The following is a 23,852-nucleotide window of genomic DNA, read 5'->3' as shown; positions in this document are numbered from 1 at the left end:
GCAGTCACACTATGAATAGAACGTCGGAATCGGCAGGCGCTGGTTCAAGGCCCAGTCGCCCAGTTCATGGAGTTTGTAATCCAGCGGGTCGTGCAGGCTCTGGGTGCGCAGGTTGCGCCAGTGCCGGTCGAGCCCCACCGAGGCCTGCGTGGCGCGGGCGCCGGTGACCTCGAAGACCTTGCTGCACAGCTCCAGGCCGTCGCGGCTGGCCGCCACCTTGGCGGTGGCGATGGCCACCGCCACCCGGCCGCGCTGGTCTGCGCCAAGCGCGGCGCCCTTGGCCCAGGCCCGGTCGAGTTCGCCGGCGGCGTTGTCGAGCAGCAACCGGGCGCCTTGCAGGCGTACCCAGAAGTCGCCGAAGTGGCCCAGTACATAAGGATCGTCGCGGCTATCAAGGGCTGTGGACTTGAACCAGGGCCGGGTCTCGTTGAGGGTGTACTGGCGCGCTTCTTCGAACGCGCCTTCGGCGATGCCCAGGCAGATGTTGGCGAAATGCAGCTGGGCGATCAGCGGCCGCAGGCAGGCGAACGGCGTGCTCAGCGGGCCGGGGTCGAGCAGCAGGTCGCCTTCTTCCACGCGCACCCGTTCGAAGGTGGCGCTGCCGCTGTCGGTCTGGCGCTGGCCCATGTTGTGCCAGTCGTCGTGCAGGGTGATGCCGGTGCGACCGCTGGGTATCGCGGCAATCAGCAGCTTGCCCCCGGCAGCCTCGTCGACGGCCGAGGCAATCAGCATTTGTGAATCGCTGGCGCCCGAGCAGAAGCTCTTCTTGCCGGAGAATTCACGCCAGCTGCCGTGGTGCTTGACGATGGTGCGGGTGTCGAGGGGGTTGAGGGCATTGCCCCAGAACCAGTTCTTGCGCGCCGTCAGCTCGTACCAGGGCTGCCATTGCGAAGGTGCGCCGAACAGACGCACGGTGGCCAGCATCAGGTGGTGAAAGCCGAACACATGGGCAATCGAGCTGTCGACCCGGGCGAATTCGCGCACCACATCGAAGGTCTGGCTCCAGGTGGCGTTCAGCCCGCCGAACTCGCGGGGGATGCTCAGGGCCAGCAGGCCGCTGGCACGCAGGGCATCGCGTTCGGCCTTGGGCGTGCCGCCCTTGCGGTCGCGCTCTACCACGCTGCGGCTGAATGTCTGGGCCAGGTCGCGGGCAATCTGCAGCGGGGTCGATCGAGGGGTATGCAACGTGGCGCTCACGCGGGTTACCTGTGCAAAAAGGTTCGGGCCTCAAGGCCGGGCCCTGTCGATGCTAAATGATCTAAAAAACCTTAAATAAATAACGTTTAGGAATGTTGATATACAGCTTTTCATATTCCAAACGGATCTATATTTGTCGATATTTATTCTTTTTGATTTTCATCTTTGCGGTGCACTCTGCATTCACGCACTGCAACGACGGTGCTCCCAACTGCTAAGGAGCCACACCATGACCATCAAGGCGATCAACGTACGTAACCAGTTCAAGGGCACCATCAAGGAGATCATCGAGGGGCCGGTGGTCTCGGAAATCGACGTGCAGACCCAGGCCGGCATCGTCACCTCGGTGATCACCACGCGGTCGGTGCATGAGCTGGAACTGAGGATTGGCAGCGAGGTGATCGCGTTCGTGAAATCGACCGAGGTGTCGATCGCGAAGCTGTGAGAGGGGTGTGACGGTGAGCGCCGGGTGGCCTCACCGCAATGCTCAGTCGGCTGTCAGTACGTCCCTCCTGGCCGGCAACACTTCCAGCTCCCCGAACGACGCCGACGCATCCACGTAGCGCAGCGCCGATTTCACGTCGCGCCAGCCCACGTGGGCCATCAGCGCTTTCATGTCCCAGCCATTGCCACTGGCCCAGGTGGCAAAGCCACGACGCAGCGAGTGGCTGCTGTAGAGGCTGGCGGGTAGCCCGGCATCTGCAAAAATCCGCCTCAGCAGTACGATCAGGCTGCCACTGTTGAGCGCCTGCTCGCCCAGGTTGCCCCAGCGATCGAGCTTGCGAAACACCGGCCCGCGGGCGATGCCCGCCACGCTGATCCAGTCGATGTAGGCCTGTACCGGGCACAGGCTCTTCAGGGCAGGGGTGCGATGACTGACCCCGCGGCCCTGCCGGTCCCCTTTGCTTTGCGCCAGGTACAGCTGCATGCCCACGCCCGCCTGGGCCTGAATGTGCTCCACGCGCAGGCGCGCCAGTTCATCGCCCCTGAACCCTCGCCAGAACCCGATCAGCAGCAGGGCGACATCGCGCCGTGCGCGCAGCAGCTCGGGCAGGCAGTGCGCCTGTTGCGCCTGTGCGGCCTTGGCGTGCAGCGCGTCGACCGTGCGCTGCAGGTGTTCCAGGGTCAGGGCGGCTGCCTGGCGCTCCTGCGCCGGGTGCACCGCACGTATGCCCTTGAGCATCTGGCGCACCAGCGGCGCCTTGGTGGGGTCGGGAAAGCCCTGGCTGGTGTGCCACTGGCCCAGCGCGGCCAGGCGCTGGCGCAAGGTGTTGATCGAGTGCTGCTCGGCGTAATCGGCCAGGTAGCGCGCGATGCTGTCGGCCGTGGCCGGTAGAAAGCCACCCCAGCTCACCTCGAAATGCTCCACGGCCGCGCGGTAGCTGCGCCGCGTGTTGTCCCTTACGGCTGCGTCCAGGTAGCGATCGAGCTTGTTCATCGGCAGGTTCTCCATCGGTGTACGGCTGAGCGACTGCAATCGGGCGTTTTTTGCCTATCACATGTGATAAGCCGTGATTATTTCATCTTTTATTCTGATTTCTATAGGCATTTTTTCAATTTCATTTAGTATGTATATACATAGTACGTACCACATTACGAAATAGTAGGAGCACCCATGGCCCGTGGCGGTATCAACAAGGCAATCGTGCAGAAGGCGCGTCAGGCGCTATTGGCCCGTGGCGAACACCCCAGTATCGATGCCGTACGCATCGAGCTGGGCAACACAGGGTCCAAGACCACGATTCACCGCTACCTCAAGGAGCTGGACGCGCAGCAACCGACACTGGCGGCGGACAAGCCGGGCATGAGCGAAGCCCTGGCCAACCTGGTCAGTCAGTTGGCCCAGCAACTGGTGGAGGAGGGCGACGCACGTATCGAAGCGGCGCAGAACGTGTTCGACCATGAAAAGGCGGCCTTGCAGGGCGAACTGCAGGCGATCCAGCAGGCGCTGGCGACCCTGCAGCAGCAACACCAGATTCAGGCCGAGGCGCTGGCGGGTGAGTCGGCGCAGCTGGCCACGACCCGCAGTACCCTGCAGACCGAGCAGACGCGCAATGCCACCTTGAATCAGGCGGTAGGTGAGTTGAACCTGCGCCTGAACGACAAGGACGAGCAGATCCAGTCGCTGGAAGACAAGCACCAGCATGCCCGCGATGCGCTGGAGCATTACCGCACCGCCACCCGTGAGCAGCGCGAGCAGGATCAGCGCCGCCATGAGGCGCAGGTACAGCAGTTGCAGGTCGAGGTGCGTCAGTTGCAGCAGAGCCTGATCGTCAAGCAGGACGAACTGACGCGGCTCAACCGCGACAACGAGCGCTTGCTGGTGGAGGCGCGGCAGGTGCAGCGTGAGCGGCAGGCGCTGCAGGACCAGCAGGCGCAACAGGCACAGGAGATCAAGACCTTGATGGCCAGCCTGGCGCAGTCGTTGGGTGCGCGGGAGGAGCTGCTGCGGCAGAACCAGGTGCTGGGGCAGCAGGTGGAGCAGGGGGCGGGTGAACAACGCCAGCAACAGCAGGTGATCGAGCAATTGCAGGCGCAGGTCGAGCAGCGCGATGCAGAGCTGGAGGCCTTGAAGGCAAAGGAGCAAGCCTCAGACCAAGCTGAAGCCGAGCAGACAGGGCTGCCGACTCACCCCTGACAGGGCAGGGTGCGTTGCAGCGAATCTAGGAGCCGGCCTTGCCGGCGTCTTGGGGCGCCAGTTAGTCGCGCAATGACAAGCGCATCGCACACCGCCCCTGCAACCCTCGCGAAGCCTCGTACGCCATCTGCCGGCGCAACATACCGCTTAACGACGCCTCTTCCAGTCTCTCGAAACCCAACCGTGCATAAAACGGTGCATTCCACGGCACCGCCACAAAGGTGGTGAGGGTCAGGGCCGCGAAGCCCTGGGCCTCGGCATGCGCGCGCGCGGCCGCAATCAATCGCCGACCCAGGCCCTGGCCTTGCTGCGAATGATCCACCGCCAGCTCTTCGATGTGCAGCGACTCATCGAACGCGCTGGCACACAAGAACCCAATTGGGCGATCCCGCCCATCCACCACCACCCACTCGAGCCCGGCAGCCACGAACTCCAGGTGCTCGACGCTGCTGAGCACCGTGTGCTCGGCAATCCACGCCAGTGCCGGCACTTGCACAAAGGTCTGGGCCGCAGAGCGCTCTATGTCAGGCAGCAGGGGAGCATCGGTAGGGGTGGCCAGGCGAATGGAAAAGGACATCGGGCACGCTCTGCAATGGGAACCCACGCAGTCTGTGCAAAGCACCAGGGTTGTGCAAGCGCCCCTGGCATGGGCAATACGGGGGCACGCTTTTTCCTTGCCAGTGGCGACATAAATCATAATTTCGCTAATACCCGGCGGCGCACAGAATGCGGGCACCCCCCTCATGCAGAAGCGCACAGCCATGACCGTTGAAAAAACCCGAATTGATACGCTTGTAGTAGGCGCCGGTCAGGCCGGCGTGGCCATGAGTGAGCACCTGGGCCGCCTCGGGGTGCAGCACCTGGTGCTGGAACGCAACCGCATCGCCGAAGCCTGGCGCACCGGTCGCTGGGACTCGCTGGTGGCCAACGGCCCGGCCTGGCACGACCGCTTCCCGGGCCTGGAATTCGAAGGCCTGGATGCCGACGCCTTCGCCGGCAAGGATCAGGTGGCGGCCTACTTCGAGACCTATGCCAAGAAGATCGACGCGCCCATTCGTACCGGTGTCGAAGTGCTCAAGGTCGAACGCAACGAAGGTCGCCCGGGCTTTACGGTGCAGACCTCCACGGGCCTGATCGAGGCCAACCAGGTGGTGGTGGCCACCGGGCCGTTCCAGCGCCCGGTGATCCCGCCCATCGCCCCGCAGCTTCCCGGCATCACCCAGCTGCATTCGGCCGACTACCACAACCCCCGGCAATTGCCCGAAGGCGCGGTGCTGGTGGTGGGCGCGGGCTCCTCGGGTGTGCAGATCGCCGATGAACTGCAGCGCGCCGGCAAGCACGTGTACCTGTCGGTGGGCGCGCACGATCGCCCGCCACGTGCCTACCGCAATCGCGACTTCTGCTGGTGGCTGGGGGTGCTCGGCCTGTGGGACGCCGAAGGCGTGCAGCCCGGCAAGGAGCACGTGACCATCGCGGTCAGCGGTGCCCGTGGCGGCCATACCGTGGACTTTCGCAAGCTGGCCCACCAGGGCATCACGCTGGTGGGCCTGACCCGCGCATTCGATCAAGGTGTGGTCAACTTCGAGGCCAACCTGGCCGAGAACATCGCCCGCGGCGACGAGAACTACCTGGCGCTGCTGGATGCCGCCGACGACTACATTGCACGCAACGGCCTGGACCTGCCCGAAGAACCCGAAGCACGCCACATGCTGCCCGACCCGCAGTGCCTGACCCAGCCGATTCTTGAGCTGGACCTGGCCAAGGCCGGTGTCACCTCGATCATCTGGGCCACCGGCTACTCGACCGACTACAGCTGGCTGAAGGTCGATGCCTTCAAGCCCGACGGCAAGCCACAGCATCAGCGCGGTGTGTCCCGCGAACCGGGGATCTACTTCGTCGGCCTGCCGTGGCTGTCGCGCCGTGGCTCTGCCTTTATCTGGGGCGTGTGGCACGACGCCCGGCACATCGCCGAGCACATCGTGAAACAGCGCACCTATTTCGACTACCGCGACGCCGCGCAACGCGAGGCTGCCGCCCACTGTGATTCCAACGTCCAGAAACTGGGAGTACGTTGATGCCTACCCATACCCGCATCCGCATGTTCAACACCAAGGATACCTACCCCAACCAGACCCTGGACAACGACCTGTGCCAGGCCGTGCGTGCCGGCAACACGGTCTACGTGCGTGGCCAGGTGGGCACCGATTTCGACGGCCAACTGGTCGGCCTTGGCGACCCGCGGGCCCAGGCCGAACAGGCCATGCGCAACGTCAAGCAACTGCTCGAAGAAGCCGGCAGCGACCTGAGCCACATCGTCAAGACCACCACCTACCTGATCGACCCGCGCTACCGCGAGCCGGTGTACCAGGAGGTCGGCAAATGGCTCAAGGGCGTGTTTCCGATTTCCACCGGGCTGGTGGTCAGTGCCCTGGGCCAACCGCAATGGCTGATGGAAATCGACGTGATCGCGGTGATCCCCGAATAAGGAGCGGCACATGACTTTTTCTATCGTCGGACGCTGCGCCGAAACCGGTCAGCTGGGTATCGCCATCAGCTCGTCGAGCATCGCCGTGGGGGCGCGTTGCCCCTGGCTGCGTGCCGGCGTGGGCGCAGTGTCGAGCCAGAACATCACGTTGCCGGCGCTGGGCCCGCAGATTCTCGATGGCCTGGCCGACGGGCTGGCCCCCGCCACGGCCTTGGACCAGGCGCTGTCGAGCAATGGCTATGGCCAGTACCGTCAGGTAGCGGTGGTGGATGCCCAGGGGCGCACCGCACTCTTCAGTGGCAGCCACGCACTGGGCACCCACAATGCAGTGGCAGGCGATCAATGCGTGGCCGCCGGCAACCTGCTGGCCAGCAGCGCGGTGATCGAACGCATGGTCGAGGCCTTCGAGCGCAGCGAGGGCTGCCTGGCCGCCCGGTTGCTCACGGCATTGCAGGCGGGGCAGGCCGCAGGCGGCGAGGCCGGGGCGGTGCACTCGGCGGCACTGTCGGTGGTCGGCGACCTGACCTGGCCGATCGTCGACCTGCGGGTGGACTGGGCCGACGAGAATCCCATCGGCGAACTGCACAAACTGTGGACCGCCTATGAACCCCAGTTGCAGGACTACCTGACCCGCGCCCTGGACCCGACGCAGGCGCCCAGCTACGGAGTGCCCGGCGATGAGTGAATGGCGCAGCCGCACCCTGCTGGCGCAGCTGGTCGGCTTCGCCACGGTGAGTCGGGATTCGAACCTGGCGCTGATCGAGTTCGTGCGCGATTACCTGGACGATCTGGGGGTGGACTGCGAGCTGATCTACAACGCCGAACGCACCAAGGCCAACCTGCTGGCCAGCATCGGCCCGGGTGTGGAGGGTGGCGTGGTGCTGTCCGGACACACCGATGTGGTACCGGTGGACGGCCAGGCCTGGACGGTGCCGCCGTTCGACCTGAGCGAGCAGGACGGCAAGCTGTACGGCCGGGGCACTGCCGACATGAAAGGCTACCTGGCCTCGGTGCTGGCGGCGGTGCCGCTGTTTCTGGCAAGCCCGTTGCGCCGCCCGGTACACCTGGCGTTTTCGTATGACGAAGAGGTGGGTTGCCTGGGGGTACGCAGCCTGCTCGAGGTGTTGCCACGGCGTATCCCGATGCCGGCGCTGTGCCTGATCGGCGAACCCACCGAACTCAAGCCGGTGCTCGGGCACAAGGGCAAGCTGGCCATGCGCTGCCATGTGCACGGCGCGGCCTGTCATTCGGCCTACGCGCCCTATGGCGTCAACGCCATCGAGCAGGCGGCGCGGCTGATCGGCCAGCTGGGGGCAATCGGTAAGCGTCTGGCGGCGCCGGAGCTTCACGACGAACGATTTGACCCGGCATTTTCGACCGTGCAGGTGGGCACGATCCAGGGCGGCACGGCGCTGAACATCGTGCCGGCCGATTGCCGTTTCGATTTCGAGGTGCGGGCGCTGCCGGCGTTCGCCCCGCAAGCGGTGGCCGATGAATTGCAGGCGTTTGCCGCGCGCGAAGTAGTGCCGGCGATGCAGGCGGTCAATGCCGACAGCGGCATTCGTTTCGAAGCACTGTCGAGCTACCCGGGGCTTGCCACGCCACCGGACAGCGCGGCGGCGCAGCTGATTGCCCGGCTGTGCGGCAGCGATGCCTTCAGCACGGTGGCCTTTGGCACCGAAGGCGGGCTGTTCGACCAGGCGGGGATACCGGCGGTGGTCTGCGGGCCGGGCAGCATGGACCAGGGACACAAGCCGGACGAATACGTCAGCGTCGAACAGCTGGCTGGTTGTGACCGGCTGATGGAGCGTCTGGCGGCGTTTTTGAGCGAGACATAACACACAGATCGGCATACGAGCCGGCCAACGTTGCACCTTTTACTGCCGTAGAGCAGGACGACCGTACCCGCGGTCGCCTAACAAAACCCCGCCCGCGCGCACGAGCGTGCCGGCCTAGTCGAGGAAGTGAGCCATGACCCGATCCTTGCGTTGCAGCGTTCCGTTTGCCCTGGCCCTGTTGAGCAGTGCCGTGTTTGCCGCCCCGCAGAACCTGACCGTCATCTCGTTTGGCGGCGCCACCAAGCAGGCACAGGAAAAGGCCTACTTCCAGCCATTCAATGCCAGCGGTGCGGGCACCGTGGTGGCAGGCGAGTACAACGGCGAGCTGTCGAAAATCAAGGCCATGGTCGACGTCGGCCACACCAGCTGGGATGTGGTCGAGGTCGAAAGCCCCGAGCTGTTGCGCGGCTGTGATGAAGGCCTGTTCGAGAAACTCGACCCGCAACGTTTCGGTGACCAGGCCAATTTTGTGCCCGGCACCTTCACCGAGTGCGGCGTGGCCACCTATGTATGGTCGATGGTGATGGCCTACGACCATGCCAAGCTGGCCAAGGGGCCGACCTCATGGGCGGACTTCTGGAACGTGAAGGACTTCCCCGGCAAGCGCGGCCTGCGCAAGGGCGCCAAGTACACCCTGGAGATCGCCTTGCTCGCCGACGGCGTCAAGCCCGATGAGTTGTACAAGGTGCTCGGCACCCCTGAAGGGGTGAGCCGCGCGTTCGCCAAGCTGGACCAGATCAAGTCCAACATCCAGTGGTGGGAAGCCGGGGCGCAACCTGCGCAGTGGTTGATTGCCGGCGATGTGGTGATGAGCGCGGCGTACAACGGGCGCATCGCGGCTGCGCAGAAGGAGGGCATGAAGCTGAGCATCGTATGGCCGCAAAGCCTGTTCGACCCTGAATACTGGGCGGTGGTGAAGGGTACGCCGAACAAGAAACTGGCCGAGGATTTCATTGCGTTCGCCAGCCAGCCACAGGCGCAGAAGGTGTTCTCGGAAAACATTCCGTATGGCCCGGTAAACAAGCAGACCCTGGGTTTGCTGCCAGCCGAAGTACAGAAGCAGTTGCCCACTGCCGAAGCCAACCTGGCCCAGGCGCGAGCAGTGGATGCGGCGTTCTGGGTTGACCATGGCGAGGAGCTGGAACAACGCTTCAATGCCTGGGCGGCGCGCTGATTCGAGCCAATATCCCACCCAGGCCTTAGCCCCCGCTACTGATACTTCTGTCAGTAGCGGGCTGGTGTTGCTCACCGTTACTGTTTGCCTTGCCGTTGGGCAGACAGTGGGAGAGCGACATGAACACCTTGCGACATACGCTGGCCCGGCCTGTCCGTACCGAACAAGCCCCCCTGGAACATCGAGACGCGCCGCCCGTATGCGCGTCACCAGCCCGCAATGGCAGCCAACGGCAACCCCTGAAGTGTGATCGACATGGGCAATCCTGCCAAAGGAGCCGGTGATGCCCATCCATCTTGCCACCAGAGCTTGTTGTTTGCTGGCAGCAGTACTGCTGACTGGCTGCATCCATCCGAGCCAGCAGTCGACGCCTCATGCGCCAGGCACCCAGGCGTCGAGCAGCGAGCTTTCCTCCGTCGACGCTTTGCCTGGCGAAGCCGCTGCGCGCGCACGTTGCACGCGCTACTTCGAGTCGGGGCAGTGGAGCTACCGCTACGACCCAGGCATCCGCAAGAACGCCTGGACCCTGGAGCTCACACCTACCTATTGCGGACGACGCATCCGCCAGGACGAAACCAACGCCGCCTACGCGGAACTGTACAAGCGCTACGGCAGTGACTGGCGCTGGCGCCTCGACAACGGGGGCGGCATGCGTCGTCAGTTGGTGTGCCACCTGGCCACCGCCCGCTACAAGAAAACCTGGAACCTGGAGCCTTTTCGACCCGATGTGTCTCATCGCGTATCGGTGGCTGCCGGTTGCAATCCGACGCCACGTTGACAGGCAGTTTCAGCACTGCAGCACAAGGAGTGGACCATGAACAGGTTAAAGATGTTGATGTTTCTGGGGTGCGTAGCAGCCAGTGCGCCGGGGTTGGCACAGTGGGCGCCTGGCTCACCACGCAGCTCGCTGGAGGACGGCAACGCCACCGTAGCCGACCTCAGGTACAACTACAGCGCAGGCAACTCGCATTGCGGTGATTCAGGCAAACCGCCGTTTCTATGCAGCGGTGTCCTGATGCGCGTCACCCAGCGGCCGCAGAACCCCGGGGCATTTCGCATCTGGGACCCTAGCCCGACCTCGGCGAGAAGTGGCGGAACCTCGTTCTCCTACATACGTTACGACGCAAGGTTCAGGTCAGTGGCGTGGGGCTTCAACGACGGTCTGATCATGTATCCCCAGGACCGCAGGCCAGCGGGCAAGGACCTGCTGATGGTGCAGTGCGCCTACAGCATGGATGGCTGGAACTGGTTCAGGAACACACCCTGCGGCACCATGGTCTACGAGGGAGTTGTTTACCCACATAGTCGGCCATGCCAGAGCCAGGGCGTTACCACGCCACAACAATGGCTCGGGATCTGGTACCAGCCCGCCAAGTACCGCCCGCTGAATCAATGCGGCTTCGACATGCGCAGGGGCGTTGCCAACAGTGCCGGTTACTTCATGCTCATGCTGCAGATGAAAAACATCCTGGCCGCAGAAGGGTTCAGCGAGCAGAACGAACTTGTTGTTACGACATGGCCGGCGGGTCGTGCCAGAACCCTGCCCATCCAGGCATTCTTCTATATGCCAGTGGGTGTGCCTGCCCACTGGCCGGCAGGGGTACCGAACGGGCTGGCCGCTGCCAGGCTCAACCAGAAAGAGTTTCGGGCCGACACCGGCATCATCGTGCCCATTGTGCGGCTGACGCCACCTGCCAACATCAATGATCACTTTCGCTTCGACTTTATCGTTGCCGATCAAGCCGAAACAGGGTCGACCGGGGTCGTGCCTCCGAAACCGGTGCCAGGCCGCTGCCCGCGCTACATAGACTCGGTGAAATGGGGCGCGATCAATGGCAACCAGTGGAGCCTGGAAATCAAGCCTTCCGCCTGTACCCGCACTATCGCCGCAGACCAGACCGACCTGGCGTTCCAGGAGCTGCTGAACAAGGCCGGCAGTGACCGGCAGTGGAGCAACACCAACAGCATGCGTCGCCAGTTCGTCTGCCTGCTGACCACGTACCGAACCAAAGCATCCTGGTTCATCGAGCCGCATCGCCCTTATGTGTCCCACGAGGCGGCGGTCAAGGCCAACTGCAACCCCTAGGTTGTTGCAGGCCCGCACTTTATTGCGGCCGAGCACAGGTCGTGAGTTGTCGCTTTATTGATACCTGCTGAAACTAAGCACTTGGCAGGCAGACGCAATTACAGCGTGCAGTGATCGGCCCGCTTTCACGCCAGCCACAGCCTGAACTGCTCCTTGCAGTAATCCACGAACAACTGCGCAGGCTTGGTCAGCTGCGCACGTTTGAGCCAGGCGGCCACCAGTGCCGAACCGGTCACGTCTTCGGCGATATCCACGCACACCAGTGGCTGGCCGTCATAGCTGATGGTGGAACGTGGCCGCGTCACCAGCAGTGCGAAACCGAAACCCTGGCCGACCATGCCGCGCACCATCTCGATAGAGGGCGAGCCGAACACGATGTTCGGGTTCAGGCCCAGTTCCTCGAAAATGCTCACGAAATAGGTACGGCTGGGTTGCACGTCCAGCAGGATCATCGGCTCAAGTACCAGGTCGCGCAGCGAGACCTGGGCTTGACCGGCGAAGCGATGGCCAGCAGGCAGCAGGGCGTAGGGCCTTTGCGGCGCGGTCAGCGGCTCGGTTTCGATGGTGCTGTCCAGGTCATGCTGGTAGAAGATCGCCAGGTCGAAGCGGCCGGCCGTCAGCCCCTGTACCAGCTCTTGCTGCTCGCCATCGCGCAGGCGAATTTCCACGCCCGGAAAGCGTTGGCGAAACCCGGCGATCAGCCGCGGCAGATAGAGTGGGGCGACGGTTTCGAAACAGCCGATGTCGATCTGCCCACTCACCACGTCGTTGTCCGCCAGGGCGTTCTGCTCGAACTCATGGGCCATGCGCAGCAGTTCCTGAGCCTTGCGGTAGAACCGCGCACCGCCCGGGGTCAGTGAAACCCCCTGGGCATGATGCCGAATCAGCAACTGTACGCCGAACCCGTCTTCGAGCCCCTTGATGGCCGTGGATATCGATGGCTGTGCGATGTACAGCTTGCGCGAGGCTTCGGCCACGCTGCCGCATTCGACCGTGGTGACGAAATATCTAAGCTGACGCAGGGTATAGGACGCCACGCAAACACCTCAGGTTGTAGTTTTTGCCTACCTTACCGCGTGCTGGCCTTGCGTGCCCCGCAGGTTGCAGCGGATTTTGCGGGGCACAGAGCATATTTTTCCTTCGCTGGCGGATACGCGGCCCCTGACCATTGATCGGCTGGCTGGCACCTACCACGTCCAGGGGCCTCGAAAACTGCAGGGCCCGCATTTGTCGGACCACGACCTGAGGTGACCGCCATGGCTATCGATCCACGCCCGCAGGATGACCCCCTGTGGAAGGACCCGCTCAACGACCCGCGACGCGAACACGACCCGGTGACTGACCCGAACGTGCGTGGCGACGACGATCGCCGCGAACACCCTAACGACGTCGAGGGCATTCCCGACACCAACCCGTCAGTGCCCGAACCTGACGAGCCGACGCCACTGTCGGATGAACGACGCTGAACCTGTACTGGAGGACGCCAAGCATGATTCATGACCCGCGCAACCGCGAGCCCGTTGCTGAAGACCAGCCACAACCGCTGCCGCAAACCTGGAAACGCCCGGACGATGGCAAGAGCCTGCCTGAACGCGATGTGGAGGTTCCGTTGCAGGATGCCGGACGCCCGGACGAAGGAGGGCAGGAGCAGAGCAATACACCCGAACCTCACAAGGAAAACCCCTACAGCCCTGACTTCAAGCCACAACGTGAGCGCAAGCCGCGCACTGATGCCGATATCGATACCGATGGTGGCTAGCACGCGATTTTGTGCTGCGATGATTTTAACGAACCGTTGAAAATTAAACTTTATGTTGATATTTTCTCGGTTCGTTTTTTCTTGTGGTGCGCTCGATGGCCCTCGATACAACCCCTGAACGCCAGCTGGTGCTGGGCGTACTGCACGCAACGGTGCAGATGCTTGGCACTGTGCTGGGACGCACCACCGAGGTGGTCCTGCACGACCTGACCCGGCCGGAACATTCGGTGATTGCCATTGCCAACGGGCATGTCAGTGGGCGTCAGATCGGCAGCCCGGTACTGGCCGGGCCTCGTGAAGACCAGGGGTTCAATGCGGTGCTGCAGGCCCTGCGCGACAAGGGCAGCCATACCCCGGTGGTGGTGGGCAACTACCCGAGCCTGGGCCGCGACGGCAAGACCCTGCGCAGTGCCACTGCGGTGTTCCGCGACGCCTTGGGCGAGCCCTATGCCAGCCTGTGCGTGAACACCGACTTCAGTGGCATCGCTGCCGCCCAGGCGTGCCTGGAACAGCTGCTGCCCGGCACCGGGGCAGCCCCCGGCGAGCCCACCGAGAACCAACCCGACCTCGAGCAGTTGATGGCGCAGATCATTGATGCGGCCCTGCACGACGCACGCAGCCAGGGCCGGCGTATCGCCAAGGCGCAGAAGCTCGAGGCGGTGCGCCAGATGCACGATGGCGGACTGTTCATCGTCAAGGGCGCCGTCGAGAAAGCTGCCGCCGCACTCGGGGTGACACGCTACACCATCTACAACTACCTCGATGAAATCCGCAACCGCTGAGCAAGCGTTGAAATTCAATCGATCGTCGAACTGGCCTGACCTGGAGCCTGGTATGTCCCTGCATCTCGAAACCCCTTTGGTACCTTCGCGCCCGCTCAGCCTGGCCAGCGGCCAGGACGTGTGGCTCAAGCTCGACGCCCTGCAGCCCTGTGGCTCGTTCAAGCTGCGTGGCGTGGGCCTGGCTTGCCAGGCCTATGCCAGGCAAGGCAAGCGCCGCTTCGTGTCCTCGTCGGGGGGCAACGCCGGTATTGCGGTGGCCTATGCGGGCCGCTGCCTGGGCTTGCCGGTGACCGTGGTGGTGCCGCAAACCACCACCGAGCGCGCCAGGCAGCTGATTCGCCAGGAGGACGCCGAGGTCATCGTGCACGGCAGCGCCTGGCACGAGGCCAATGCCTATGCGCAATCGCTGCTCACCGACGACGCGGCCTTCATCCACCCCTTCGACGATCCGCTGCTATGGCAAGGCCATGCCAGCCTGATCGACGAGGTGGTCATCAGTGGGTTCAAGCCCGATGCGATCGTGCTCTCGGTGGGCGGGGGCGGCCTGTTGGCCGGGGTGTGCGAGGGGTTGGCACGTAACGACTGGGCTGACGTGCCGGTATTTGCCGTGGAGACCGACGGCGCCGCCTCGCTGGCTGCCGCGATGGCCAGCAAGGCCCCGACGGCCCTGCCCGCAGTGACCAGCGTGGCGACCTCGCTGGGGGCCAAGCAGGTATGCCAGCAGGCCTTCGAACTCAGCCAGCAACGGACGATTCACAGCCATGTGGTGACTGACGCTCAGGCGCTGGATGCCTGCGAACGTTTTCTGCTCGACCACCGTATCCTGGTGGAGCCGGCCTGTGGTGCAGCGCTGGCGCTGGCCTATGCACCGAGTGAGGCACTCAAGGCATATCAGTCGGTGCTGGTGGTGGTGTGCGGCGGGGTGACGGCCACCCACGAACAGATCCGCGAGTGGCGCGCCAGTTGCTGAAGCGGGTCAGTCCGACGCCAGCTCGAATACCTGCCAGCGTACCGAACTGACGCCTTTCTCAAGGCTCACCCGGCTGGCCAGGTGCTCGAGCTGCGAGGGCGCCTGCGGGTCGCCCATCAACTCGGCCCGCACCTCCAGCTTGGCCGGGTTGGGCAGGTCTTCACTGTGCAGTGATTGCAGGCGCAGGCCGCTGCTACCAAAGCTGTGCAGCATCAGGCTGCGTACCTGGATCTCGTCTTCGGCGCGGCATACGATGCGCACCTCGTAACGCTGCTCGGCCTCGCTGGCCGGTAACACATCCTGCTGGTTCAGCCGCTGGGCGATGTCACGCAGCAGGATGTTGGCGCATAGCACCATCAGGCTGCCCAGGCTCGCCTCAAGCAGTAGCCCCAGGCTGCACAGCACACCGACGGCGGCGGTACACCACAGCGTGGCAGCGGTGTTCAGGCCGCGCACGTTCATGCCGTCGCGCATGATTACGCCACCGCCCAGAAAACCGATGCCCGACACCACATAGGCCGCCACCCGCGAAGCGTCGGCCGGGAGCATGCCCGGTACGGCCTGGGTCACCAGCACGAACAGGCAGGCGCCGGTGCTCACCAGCGCATTGGTGCGCAGCCCGGTGAGGCGCTGACGCAGTTGACGTTCAGCGCCGATCAGCGCCCCCAGTACCAGCGCGACAGCCACGCGCAGCAAGAATACTTTCCAATCCATGAACCACCTCAAGGCACCGGCAGACAGCCGGCGTCAGCGCACTTGTGCGCGTAAAGATTTCGGGGATGGCAACGGGTACGAGCAGCCGACACACCTCGTCACGATGAGGGGCGTCAAGCGGGGAGGGGAAATGAAGATGCGTCATCCCGCCAGGGATGCGGATCGCCACTGACCACCGTGTTCGGCGAGCAGTGGCAGAAGGGTCTGCTGGACTAGCTCGCCGGCTGTACCTGTCGCAATCGACTAGGGCAACTGTCCAATGCAGGACTCCTGTGCAGGCTTGCAAAAATGCGGGCGAGAACGTAACGCCATGGTGCGAGCCGGTCAAGGCTTTTGTTGCAAGTGAATGAGTGTGCCAGCCTGGGCAGAGGGTTCAGCACGCGTAACTTTCACTCGATGTGCCCAGTGTTGCCATACACGTTTCATGCCTTGCAACTGGCAATATTACCAGTCTGAAAACACAGGTGCTCAGCATGAACTTGTTTAACTAGCAACTTGACCGGGAGGGCAGTGATCTTACACTCTGAATGCCACGCTGCCAGATAAAGGGCATCCTCATGAACCTCCATTTTTCGCGCACCCTTATTGCTTTCACGCTTTTCGTGATAATGATTGTGCTCTCGCTGGTCATCATCCTTTTCATGAATAAGTCCACAACGCCTCCTCCTGCACCACAGGGTATTTCAGTGTTGCATTTGTACAAGAAAAACAGCGGGGGATGCACTATCCAGATGACCGTCGGCATGCATCGCTTTGCCAACAATGATTGCGACAATGACGAGATGTATAACTTCGCCGTTGAAAACCCTCGGGATGGCGTAAGGTTCGGCATTTACAATGCCGGGCACTGCAATTCGGATGAGTCCTATTCGCACTATAAAATCGTCAATCCGATCTATGGTCAGATGACTGCAAAAATAAGTGTTTCAAAGGCCCATTATGTCGCTATTGGCCAGGAGGTAACCCGGGGCATCATCTCCGAGGGCTTCAAGGATGGGAAGCTGGAGGGCAAGGTGTCCTGCGTCTATGTATCAGCCGATGGATAAAGCCCACTCCCGGCAACCCGTTCCACTCAACCGCAGGAAGCGACATCATGGCCCACGTTACAGACACTGCAGTTGCAACCTTGAGTTATTTTCTGATCGAGGCAGATGCGTTCAGAGGGCAACAGAATGCCAAAGCACATCTGTTCGCGAATGGTCGTCAAAAATCAAAAGTGATCATAACCTTACAAGCCCGTAACTCGTATGGCGAAGTGGTACTGTTACCAGTTGGCGGCCTCGAGATAATTCCGTATACCACCGCGCCCGGGGGGTGGGTTTCTGGGACGCAGCCGCCCGAAACCGGGATACTGCCTTATGATGAAGGCACCGTCAGAAGTGGCAAGACTTCAAAAAAAAAACATACTGACAGCAATGACTATCAGACCTTTGTACGCTACCTGCATTTGGACCCCAGTGTTGATGCGCGCACGGTGTTCAAGTTTGCAGCCAGGATCAGAGTGCAAAGCAGAGTCTGGACGACCAACAATCTTGATGTCCCGTATGGTGGCCAAGGCGAAGGAGGGCGTTTCAATAGCAGCGTTCAGATAGAGGCTGTAGAACCAACGCAATACAGGGTAGGGCACGGGTTGGTCGTATCCAGGCCTGTGGTGGTGTTCCAGGGCGCCTCCTCAGAGGCCGGAGGGCGTGCGGCACGTGTCGAAAATACCTACGTTACATTGCAGAACCCACGAACCGCCAATGTCGTGAAGATCCACAGCATGCAACAACCCGCCTATGGATCGTCGCTCCACTTGAACAAGGCAACCTGCATCGGAGCCCCCAACAGCACGGCATCGACCCCCACGATCGTGGGCTCAACCGAAATGATGATGGCCTACTACGACCTTCTCAGCCCCCTGAGATCACCGCGTGACGCAATCTGTATTGCGGTGGGCATGATCGCCTACTTCAACGTCGTTCTGAAGAGACTCCAGCAAAGCTACACCTACGGCATGGATGTCTATGGCAACCGCTTCGATCTGTCGGTGCACCTGCATTCCGAAGACCCGAATGCAAGCAACCAGGCACCGTGGGGGTATACCTTGACCGTTGAAGGGGTGCCTCCCCGATCATTCGAGGCGCTTGCATCTTCGCGAGCTGCGCCACCATTGGGGAGTTGGCTGTCGCAGATACGTATGAGACTAGGCTCGCCAACGGGACACCTTTACCCGAATCTGCGCCAGCAGGTGGAAGTTGTAGTGGAAATACAGCCACGCACCAATCAGGACGTCTCCCAGCAAGAGCTCGACAGCGTGTGCCTGCTGCTACGCAACGATGACGGTACCTACACTGCGCTGCAGTGCGAGGATAACGGGCAAGCCCAATGGTTCTACAGGACGGTACGCAACGCCTACGACTACTACCCAGCCACGTCAGCACAGGCCAGCGCGCATGCAGTTTCAGAGGGCGAAGCACTTGCCGTCTACACCCGCCGGTTCTACGTGCATTCCCGTGCCCTTGCGGGCACCAATGTCACCCTTTGGGCGGGCATCACCCGCATACAGGGCGCTGAAGAGTACTTCTACGTCACGGACGGCAGCGAAACCAGTTTCGACGAGCACGTCGATATCAGCACAAAGCCCATCCCTGTGTTCGGCCTTGACGACTACAGCTTTGAGCGGGAACTGATAGGCGGTGAGGGAAATTCCGATCTTTTCATCTGGGAATATGTGCTGAGCACCTGGGTGGCCTTGCGTGCCGTGGAACCTACGGGTTTCGGGATGATCCAGTGGGCCGTGCGTTCGCCCAGTGACACCCGGGCCTCCCACGTCGGCTACGCCGCCCCGGGCCACAGCGAGGTGTCCTACAACCCTCTGATCGAGCTGGGCGACGACTTCAGGCCAGTGCCCAGCGTGTCAAGGATACGCCCGCAGAGCGTCGTTGTGGTACTTCAGGGGGGCAACAACATACCGTTTCATAGCCAGTCCTCCCGAGAGCAAGGTGGCCCGCGCCCGCTGTTGTTCGTTGACGCGTATGGCAACGACCACACCTTGATGATCCATTACGCCGATACCTCTGCGTCCGGCTCACGCAGCCTGCGGCTGTCGCTGGCAACGGGTGCCGAAAGCCGGAGCGCCACGGATGACGAGGCCTGACGACGTTACCCGGCGCCTGCGCGCCGGCGCGCTCTACACCCAGGCGAGTAATTTTCTGAGCCATGTAAGCACCGGCGTGGACCCCAGAACCAGCCAGTTCACGCTGGCTTGCGAGCTGCCGGCACTGCACGCCAACCACCTTGCCGGGCCGGTCATTCAACCTGCGCTGCATTTCAGCCCACTGGGCTCGCACACCGACAGCGGGTATGGCCTCGGCTGGACGCTCGGGTTGTCCATGCTTGATTTCAATACCGGTCAGCTACGGATCAATTCGGGCGACACGTTCAAGTTCGATAGCGACCGTTCGGATTTGAGCAAGGGCGGGCAACTGGTGTTCGAAGACCAGAAGCTGTGTTCGTTCAAGGTGTTCACCGTTGACGACAGGGCTCGCTGCTTTCGCATCGACTACAAGGATGGCGTCTGCGAGTACCTCGAGGTCCAGGACAACAGCGGCATGGCCATGCTCAAGCAGATCGTTTCTGCCCAGGGGCGCCGCGCGTACCTTGAATGGCTTGCAGGCAGTGGCCCCTACCTGCTGTGGACCATCCGCGACGAGCAGCGTCTGTTGCTGGACGTCCAGCATGATAGGGATGAAACCCGCTTCGTGATGTTTCCGGGTTCTGACAGCACCACAGTCGTCACGCTGCTGCGAAGTGACCGGCTCAATGAGCTGATCCTGCCTGATGGCGGCAACCGCTGGGCCTTCACTTATTGGCAGGATCCGCAAAGCCGATTGCTGTTCCCGAGCAAGGTGCTGGGGCCGCTGGGCAGCACGGACGAAGTCGATTACGCCACGGGGAACAATGGGCTTCGGCTGCCACAGGGCGCGCCGCTGACCGCTTTGCCCAGGGTGTCCACGCATCGGCACGACCCCGGTGCGGCCCAGCCGGTGGCCTACACCACCTACGCCCTGATCGGCTCCAACAACTGCTTTGGCTACGGGGGTGTCTCGGCAGGTGAATGGGCAGACGGCAAGGACAACCTCTATCTTCTGCCACGTTATGACTATGGATGCCTGCAAACCCTGCACGACGAACAGGGGCGCAAGGTGCAAAGTGTCGAATACACCTGGAATCACTATCACCTGCAGACGCAGAAGTTGACCGTGCGCGGCGAGTGCAGGGTTTGCCAGCAGAGCGTGTACGCAGACGACCCTGCAGTGGGTTGGGACGACCAGCCGGCCTGGTGTCAGCTGCCGATTGCCCGCATTACCCGCTATGAAACCGGCAACCGGTTCAGGGAGGAACGCGACACGTGCGAATACGATGCCTATGGCAATGTACTGAACCAGCGATTCGCCGATGGGCGCAGCGAAAGCCGCGAATACTATCCGCTGGGTGGCGCGCAGGGCTGCCCGGATGACGGGGGAAGGTTCGTGCGCTGGCTCAAGCGCTTCACCACTACTGCCCCGGCACCCGATGCACGGTCAGCGGGTCATGTGGCGCACACCGACTATGCCTACGTCAGGCTGCACAAGCGCCAGGCAGAGGATCGACAGCACCTGGTGCTGGACAGCGAAGTGGCTCGGGAAGCGATTGATAGCGGGGAAGTTGAAACGGCCAGAATCCTGCAGCGTGTCGAGCAGGCAGCCGACAGCCCGTTCCATGGCCTACCGATATCCAGTGTCACGCTCTACAACGGCTACGCCGCCACCACGAATTTCCTGCGCACCTTCGAAGGCCCGTTGCTGTGCGAAACCCAGCAACGGATCAGCCATGACCACCTGGTAATCAGCTCATCGACCCTGCGCCACGTGCTGACGGGCCTGACCATCGAAGAACGCAACGAACACGGTACCGTGACCCGTTTTGACCACGACGCACTGGGCCGCACCATACGCCGCATAGAAAGCGCGAACACGCCGTATGCGACCAGCACCCGCTGTACCTACCAGCTGGTTGGCCTGCAGCGTGATCGAACGGTGTACGTCGAGCAGACCGACAGCAACGGCCAGCGCCTGCGTGTGGAGCTGGATGGTCAGGGACGCCCGGTGCGCGAACTGCTCGAGTTTCTGGACAGCCCCGGTGCCCCCCTGCGTGAAGTGCGCCGAGTGACCTACGACGTACAGGGCAATGTCACCAGTGAGACCTCGCAGGACTGGGCTGCCGCCCAGAACACCCCGTTTTGTAGCAGTACGGTGCTCACCGCCTACGATGACTGGGGCTCCGCATGCCGGGTGCAGCATGCAGACGGCACGGTGGACCATACAAAGCACGACCCCATCCAGCGTACCCAAGTGTCCTGGCAACAGAGCGCCACCGGGGAGCAAGGGCCTCGCACCACGCTGTACCTGAATGCAAGCGGCAGTGTCGAACGTGTGGAGCTGCATGAGCCTGGGGGTGGCCCGTTGTTGCGCCGGGAGCGCTGGACACTCGATGCGCTTCAGCGTCCGGTAGCCCATACGATAGAAACGCCCGATGGCGAGCAGCGCACCACGTCCACCGTCTACGACCGTGACGGCCGGGTCGCGCAGCGTACCCTGCAAGACCACAGCCGCGTGAAATGGCGCTTCGCCCCCCACAGCGATGGCGATGCCATTGCAACCCTTTCACTATGCACCGCAACCCGCGAGACGCTGCTGCTCAAGCAGACGTTCGATGGCCTGGATCGCCCCCTGACGCGCGATTGCGGCGGGCAGCAGGAAATCCTGGCGTATGTGCCGGGGCAGATTCCTCCCGAAGCACTCACACGCTCCAACGGCAGTGTCACGCACTTCGGCTATGAACCCGAGCTGGATTATCAGCTCAAGCGCATCGCGCGGCCGAGCGAAAACAGTGAAAGTACCTTCACCTACAGCCCGCCCCACGGTCGCCTTACCCGGGCCACCGGCGGGCTGGGGCAGATAGCTTGGGATTTCACCGCCTCGGGTGTGACCAGTGCCGAGCACTGGCACCATGCAGGACAGCCCCATACCTGCGGCTGGCAGTATTCGTTGAACGGTCGCGTGCTGTCGTTTGCCGATGTACACGGCCAGATGACTTACTGCACCTACGATGCCGTGGGGCGTATCAGTGGCCAGCACTGCGGCCCGCTGGCCTTGCAACTGGGCTACGACGCATTCGGTCGGTTGGCGCAGACCCTCACCACCGACGGCCAGCACGGCCAGTCCCAGCAGCAGACCCTGACCTACGACCTCCTGGGCCGTGAGTGCACCCGGACATGGGTGTGCCATGGTATCTCGGGTATGCAGCGCTTTCGCCAGCGCTTGAGCTGGACCCAGCAGGATCAGGTGGCGACACGCACGTGGGAATCGCTGGAGGCGGAGCAGGCTACCTTGTTGAGCGAAGAGCACTACCGCTACGACGTGCGCAATCGCCTGGTCGAAGCCACCACGCAAGGGCCTCATCTGGTCACCGACCCCCGCACCGGGCAGCGCATTCGTCGCCAGACGTTCTGTTTCAATGCGCTCGACGGTTATGAACAGATCGACACCGAGTACGAGAATGGTCAATGCAACCACATGAGGTTCGCCTACGACAGCGATGTGGCTGCAGATCGTCCGGTTCAGATCACCCACAGCTGGCCGCAGGCTCTGATCATCGACCTTGAATACGACGCCGCTGGTCAACTGACAAGGGAGCGGCATGACGGACAACTGTGGCGGGCATTGTCCTGGGACAGCCAGGGGCACCTGACGCGCCGGGAGGACGGCACCAGTACCTGCGACTATGCGTATGACCCGCTGGGCCGTCTGATCGAGACCCGCGTCAATGGCACCACGAGCCACCGTTTTTATGACGGCCAGCGTATGGTCAACGAGCAGAGCGACCAGGGCTGGTTGACCTTGATGCGTGCCGGCAGCACCGTGTTCGCCCAGACCCTGCTGAGCCAGGCGGTACGCACGGTTATGATCAGCGCCAGCGATGGGCAAGGCAGCGTGCAGATTGAAACCGGCGAGAGCAATTGCTTTGTGGGTTACAGCGCACATGGCCTGGACAACGGCACCGCGCAAAGCAGGGTGGGCTACGCCGGTGAAGTGCGCGAAACCGACAGTCTGTTGTACATGCCCGGCAGCAACCGCCCTTACGACCCGTGCCTGTTCATGTTCCTCAGCCCCGACAGTGCAAGCCCCGATGGTGCGGGCGGCTTGAACCGCTATGCGTACTGCAGCGGCGACCCGGTCAACCGCGTTGACCCGGACGGGCATGCGTGGTGGAACTGGGTCGTGGCTGGTATCGGGCTGGTGATGGGGGCGATTGCAGTGGTCGTGACTGCCGGCACCGCAGCGCCTGCGGTAGGTGCGGCGTACACAGCTTTGCTCGGTGCCGGTGCGAGTACTGCAGGTGCTGCGGCAGGCGCTGTCGCGGCAGTGGCCACCACATCCATTGCAGGAGCCGTATCGGTGGCAGCGGTAGCGGTGGAAGCCATTGCCCTGGGTAGCGGAGCTGCGTCGATGGCGCTTGAGGCCAGTGGCAACGAAAAGGCTGCTGGCATTCTGGGCTGGATATCGTTCGGAACAGGCCTGGCTTCGTTAGGTATGTCGATTGGGTCGTCTGCGCCAAAAGTTGCCGCGAAGGCCAATCGCCTAGTGGGTGGCCTGCGCAATGGTCAACTGCTGAAAAGAAGCGCTTCGAAGTTTTCCAGCCTGCCGACTGTGACCACGCAACCCCTGAGTTCGGCACCGAAGGCGGCCTGGAAAAGCTTTTCGACGGGGCAGGATAAAATCATCTTCGGTAGCAACCGCCCCGTTGCAGGAAAAAACTTCAATACGCCCCTGAATTATTTCCGCCGTAGAACGAGTGTGAATGCCGTTCCACGGGAGATCTTGATTTTTTCGGGCTCTCACGGCGCACCCGATGGAGCCAACTGGGCCAGTAATGGCATCCGCAGATCAACCTTGATCAATTCAGATTTTTTCCTATCGGATACGGCGACCCATGGTGGCGCAGTGGGAGGAAGAGTGAGGGTAGTCGACCTCAAGGGAATGACGGAGGTGGAGTTTGGCCGCTACCTGAACAATAACGACAGCCATGTGATTCTCGGCTTTTGCTTTGGAATAAATGATCAGGCATTGAGGTTCTACAAGAACCTGGCACCGGTGACGAGTTACGTACCGTAGGGTATTGGGTA

21 protein-coding genes are annotated in these 23,852 nt (G+C 62.4%); 16 read left to right on the top strand and 5 right to left on the bottom strand.

Annotation, left to right across the window (positions count from 1 at the left end; all coding sequences use genetic code 11):
* Positions 1–9: 9 nt before the first annotated feature.
* A complete protein-coding gene (locus LOY33_RS12520; protein WP_213086009.1) occupies positions 10–1,185 on the bottom strand; it encodes an acyl-CoA dehydrogenase family protein in 1,176 nt (391 codons plus the stop codon).
* Positions 1,186–1,426: 241 nt separating this feature from the next.
* On the opposite strand from LOY33_RS12520, the gene LOY33_RS12515 reads away from it, so the two are divergent.
* The gene (locus LOY33_RS12515; RefSeq protein WP_043862773.1) at positions 1,427–1,642 is read left to right on the top strand and encodes a molybdopterin-binding protein; all 216 of its coding nucleotides are present in this window, start codon (positions 1,427–1,429) and stop codon (positions 1,640–1,642) included.
* A gap of 42 nt (positions 1,643–1,684) precedes the next feature.
* Here LOY33_RS12515 and LOY33_RS12510 read toward each other — a convergent pair whose 3' ends face one another.
* Positions 1,685–2,635: a site-specific integrase gene (locus LOY33_RS12510; protein WP_258662849.1), complete on the bottom strand. Its 951-nt coding sequence runs from the start codon at positions 2,633–2,635 to the stop codon at positions 1,685–1,687.
* Between the two features lie 177 nt (positions 2,636–2,812).
* Here LOY33_RS12510 and LOY33_RS12505 point away from each other — a divergent pair, with 177 nt between their 5' ends.
* On the top strand, positions 2,813–3,835 hold the full coding sequence (locus tag LOY33_RS12505) for a DNA-binding protein (protein WP_116054003.1): 1,023 nt from the start codon (positions 2,813–2,815) through the stop codon (positions 3,833–3,835).
* Between the two features lie 61 nt (positions 3,836–3,896).
* Here LOY33_RS12505 and LOY33_RS12500 read toward each other — a convergent pair whose 3' ends face one another.
* Positions 3,897–4,412, bottom strand: a complete 516-nt coding sequence (locus tag LOY33_RS12500; protein WP_258662846.1) for a GNAT family N-acetyltransferase — start codon at positions 4,410–4,412, stop codon at positions 3,897–3,899.
* A 166-nt stretch (positions 4,413–4,578) separates the two neighbouring features.
* Here LOY33_RS12500 and LOY33_RS12495 point away from each other — a divergent pair, with 166 nt between their 5' ends.
* The 7 genes from LOY33_RS12495 (at position 4,579) to LOY33_RS12465 (ending at position 11,418) form a co-directional block, all read left to right on the top strand.
* Complete coding sequence (locus tag LOY33_RS12495; protein ID WP_408980698.1) at positions 4,579–5,910, top strand: flavin-containing monooxygenase; 1,332 nt, start codon at positions 4,579–4,581, stop codon at positions 5,908–5,910.
* Positions 5,910–6,320: a RidA family protein gene (locus tag LOY33_RS12490; RefSeq protein ID WP_003182257.1), complete on the top strand. Its 411-nt coding sequence runs from the start codon at positions 5,910–5,912 to the stop codon at positions 6,318–6,320. The genes LOY33_RS12495 and LOY33_RS12490 overlap by 1 nt, the downstream gene beginning before the upstream one ends.
* A gap of 10 nt (positions 6,321–6,330) precedes the next feature.
* Positions 6,331–7,005, top strand: a complete 675-nt coding sequence (locus LOY33_RS12485; protein WP_043862778.1) for a DUF1028 domain-containing protein — start codon at positions 6,331–6,333, stop codon at positions 7,003–7,005.
* A complete protein-coding gene (argE, locus tag LOY33_RS12480) occupies positions 6,998–8,158 on the top strand; it encodes an acetylornithine deacetylase (RefSeq protein ID WP_210015176.1) in 1,161 nt (386 codons plus the stop codon). Before LOY33_RS12485 ends, argE begins: the two co-directional genes overlap by 8 nt.
* 133 nt (positions 8,159–8,291) lie before the next feature.
* A complete protein-coding gene (locus LOY33_RS12475) occupies positions 8,292–9,332 on the top strand; it encodes an ABC transporter substrate-binding protein (RefSeq protein ID WP_043862780.1) in 1,041 nt (346 codons plus the stop codon).
* A 283-nt stretch (positions 9,333–9,615) separates the two neighbouring features.
* Positions 9,616–10,110: a DUF2599 domain-containing protein gene (locus LOY33_RS12470; RefSeq protein WP_258662841.1), complete on the top strand. Its 495-nt coding sequence runs from the start codon at positions 9,616–9,618 to the stop codon at positions 10,108–10,110.
* Between the two features lie 36 nt (positions 10,111–10,146).
* Complete coding sequence (locus tag LOY33_RS12465) at positions 10,147–11,418, top strand: DUF2599 domain-containing protein (RefSeq protein WP_078480984.1); 1,272 nt, start codon at positions 10,147–10,149, stop codon at positions 11,416–11,418.
* A 125-nt stretch (positions 11,419–11,543) separates the two neighbouring features.
* Here LOY33_RS12465 and LOY33_RS12460 read toward each other — a convergent pair whose 3' ends face one another.
* Positions 11,544–12,455, bottom strand: coding sequence for a LysR substrate-binding domain-containing protein (locus tag LOY33_RS12460; protein WP_043862783.1), 912 nt, complete (start codon positions 12,453–12,455; stop codon positions 11,544–11,546).
* 219 nt (positions 12,456–12,674) lie between these two features.
* Here LOY33_RS12460 and LOY33_RS12455 point away from each other — a divergent pair, with 219 nt between their 5' ends.
* From LOY33_RS12455 to LOY33_RS12440, 4 genes are all read left to right on the top strand, one after another.
* Positions 12,675–12,884 (top strand): hypothetical protein, encoded by a 210-nt coding sequence (locus tag LOY33_RS12455; protein WP_043862784.1) that lies wholly within the window; start codon positions 12,675–12,677, stop codon positions 12,882–12,884.
* 23 nt (positions 12,885–12,907) lie between these two features.
* Complete coding sequence (locus LOY33_RS12450) at positions 12,908–13,177, top strand: hypothetical protein (RefSeq protein ID WP_043862785.1); 270 nt, start codon at positions 12,908–12,910, stop codon at positions 13,175–13,177.
* Between the two features lie 95 nt (positions 13,178–13,272).
* Positions 13,273–13,959, top strand: a complete 687-nt coding sequence (locus tag LOY33_RS12445) for a transcriptional regulator (protein WP_054914513.1) — start codon at positions 13,273–13,275, stop codon at positions 13,957–13,959.
* A gap of 52 nt (positions 13,960–14,011) precedes the next feature.
* Complete coding sequence (locus LOY33_RS12440; RefSeq protein ID WP_258662837.1) at positions 14,012–14,929, top strand: pyridoxal-phosphate dependent enzyme; 918 nt, start codon at positions 14,012–14,014, stop codon at positions 14,927–14,929.
* A 6-nt stretch (positions 14,930–14,935) separates the two neighbouring features.
* Here the strand turns inward: LOY33_RS12440 and LOY33_RS12435 are convergent, their stop codons facing one another.
* Positions 14,936–15,643: an MgtC/SapB family protein gene (locus LOY33_RS12435; protein ID WP_043862787.1), complete on the bottom strand. Its 708-nt coding sequence runs from the start codon at positions 15,641–15,643 to the stop codon at positions 14,936–14,938.
* Positions 15,644–16,200: 557 nt separating this feature from the next.
* Here LOY33_RS12435 and LOY33_RS12430 point away from each other — a divergent pair.
* From LOY33_RS12430 to LOY33_RS12420, 3 genes are read left to right on the top strand one after another with little or no spacing between them, the layout of a single operon-like run.
* Complete coding sequence (locus LOY33_RS12430) at positions 16,201–16,689, top strand: hypothetical protein (protein ID WP_146095014.1); 489 nt, start codon at positions 16,201–16,203, stop codon at positions 16,687–16,689.
* Between the two features lie 47 nt (positions 16,690–16,736).
* Positions 16,737–18,782, top strand: coding sequence for a hypothetical protein (locus LOY33_RS12425; RefSeq protein ID WP_104572459.1), 2,046 nt, complete (start codon positions 16,737–16,739; stop codon positions 18,780–18,782).
* On the top strand, positions 18,769–23,841 hold the full coding sequence (locus LOY33_RS12420) for an RHS repeat-associated core domain-containing protein (protein WP_258662836.1): 5,073 nt from the start codon (positions 18,769–18,771) through the stop codon (positions 23,839–23,841). Before LOY33_RS12425 ends, LOY33_RS12420 begins: the two co-directional genes overlap by 14 nt.
* Positions 23,842–23,852: the final 11 nt, after the last annotated feature.

Source organism: Pseudomonas sp. B21-036 (assembly GCF_024748925.1).
Lineage (GTDB): Bacteria > Pseudomonadota > Gammaproteobacteria > Pseudomonadales > Pseudomonadaceae > Aquipseudomonas > Aquipseudomonas palmensis.
Note: the sequence above shows the minus strand (reverse complement) of the source record. Positions and strands in the feature narration are given on the sequence as shown.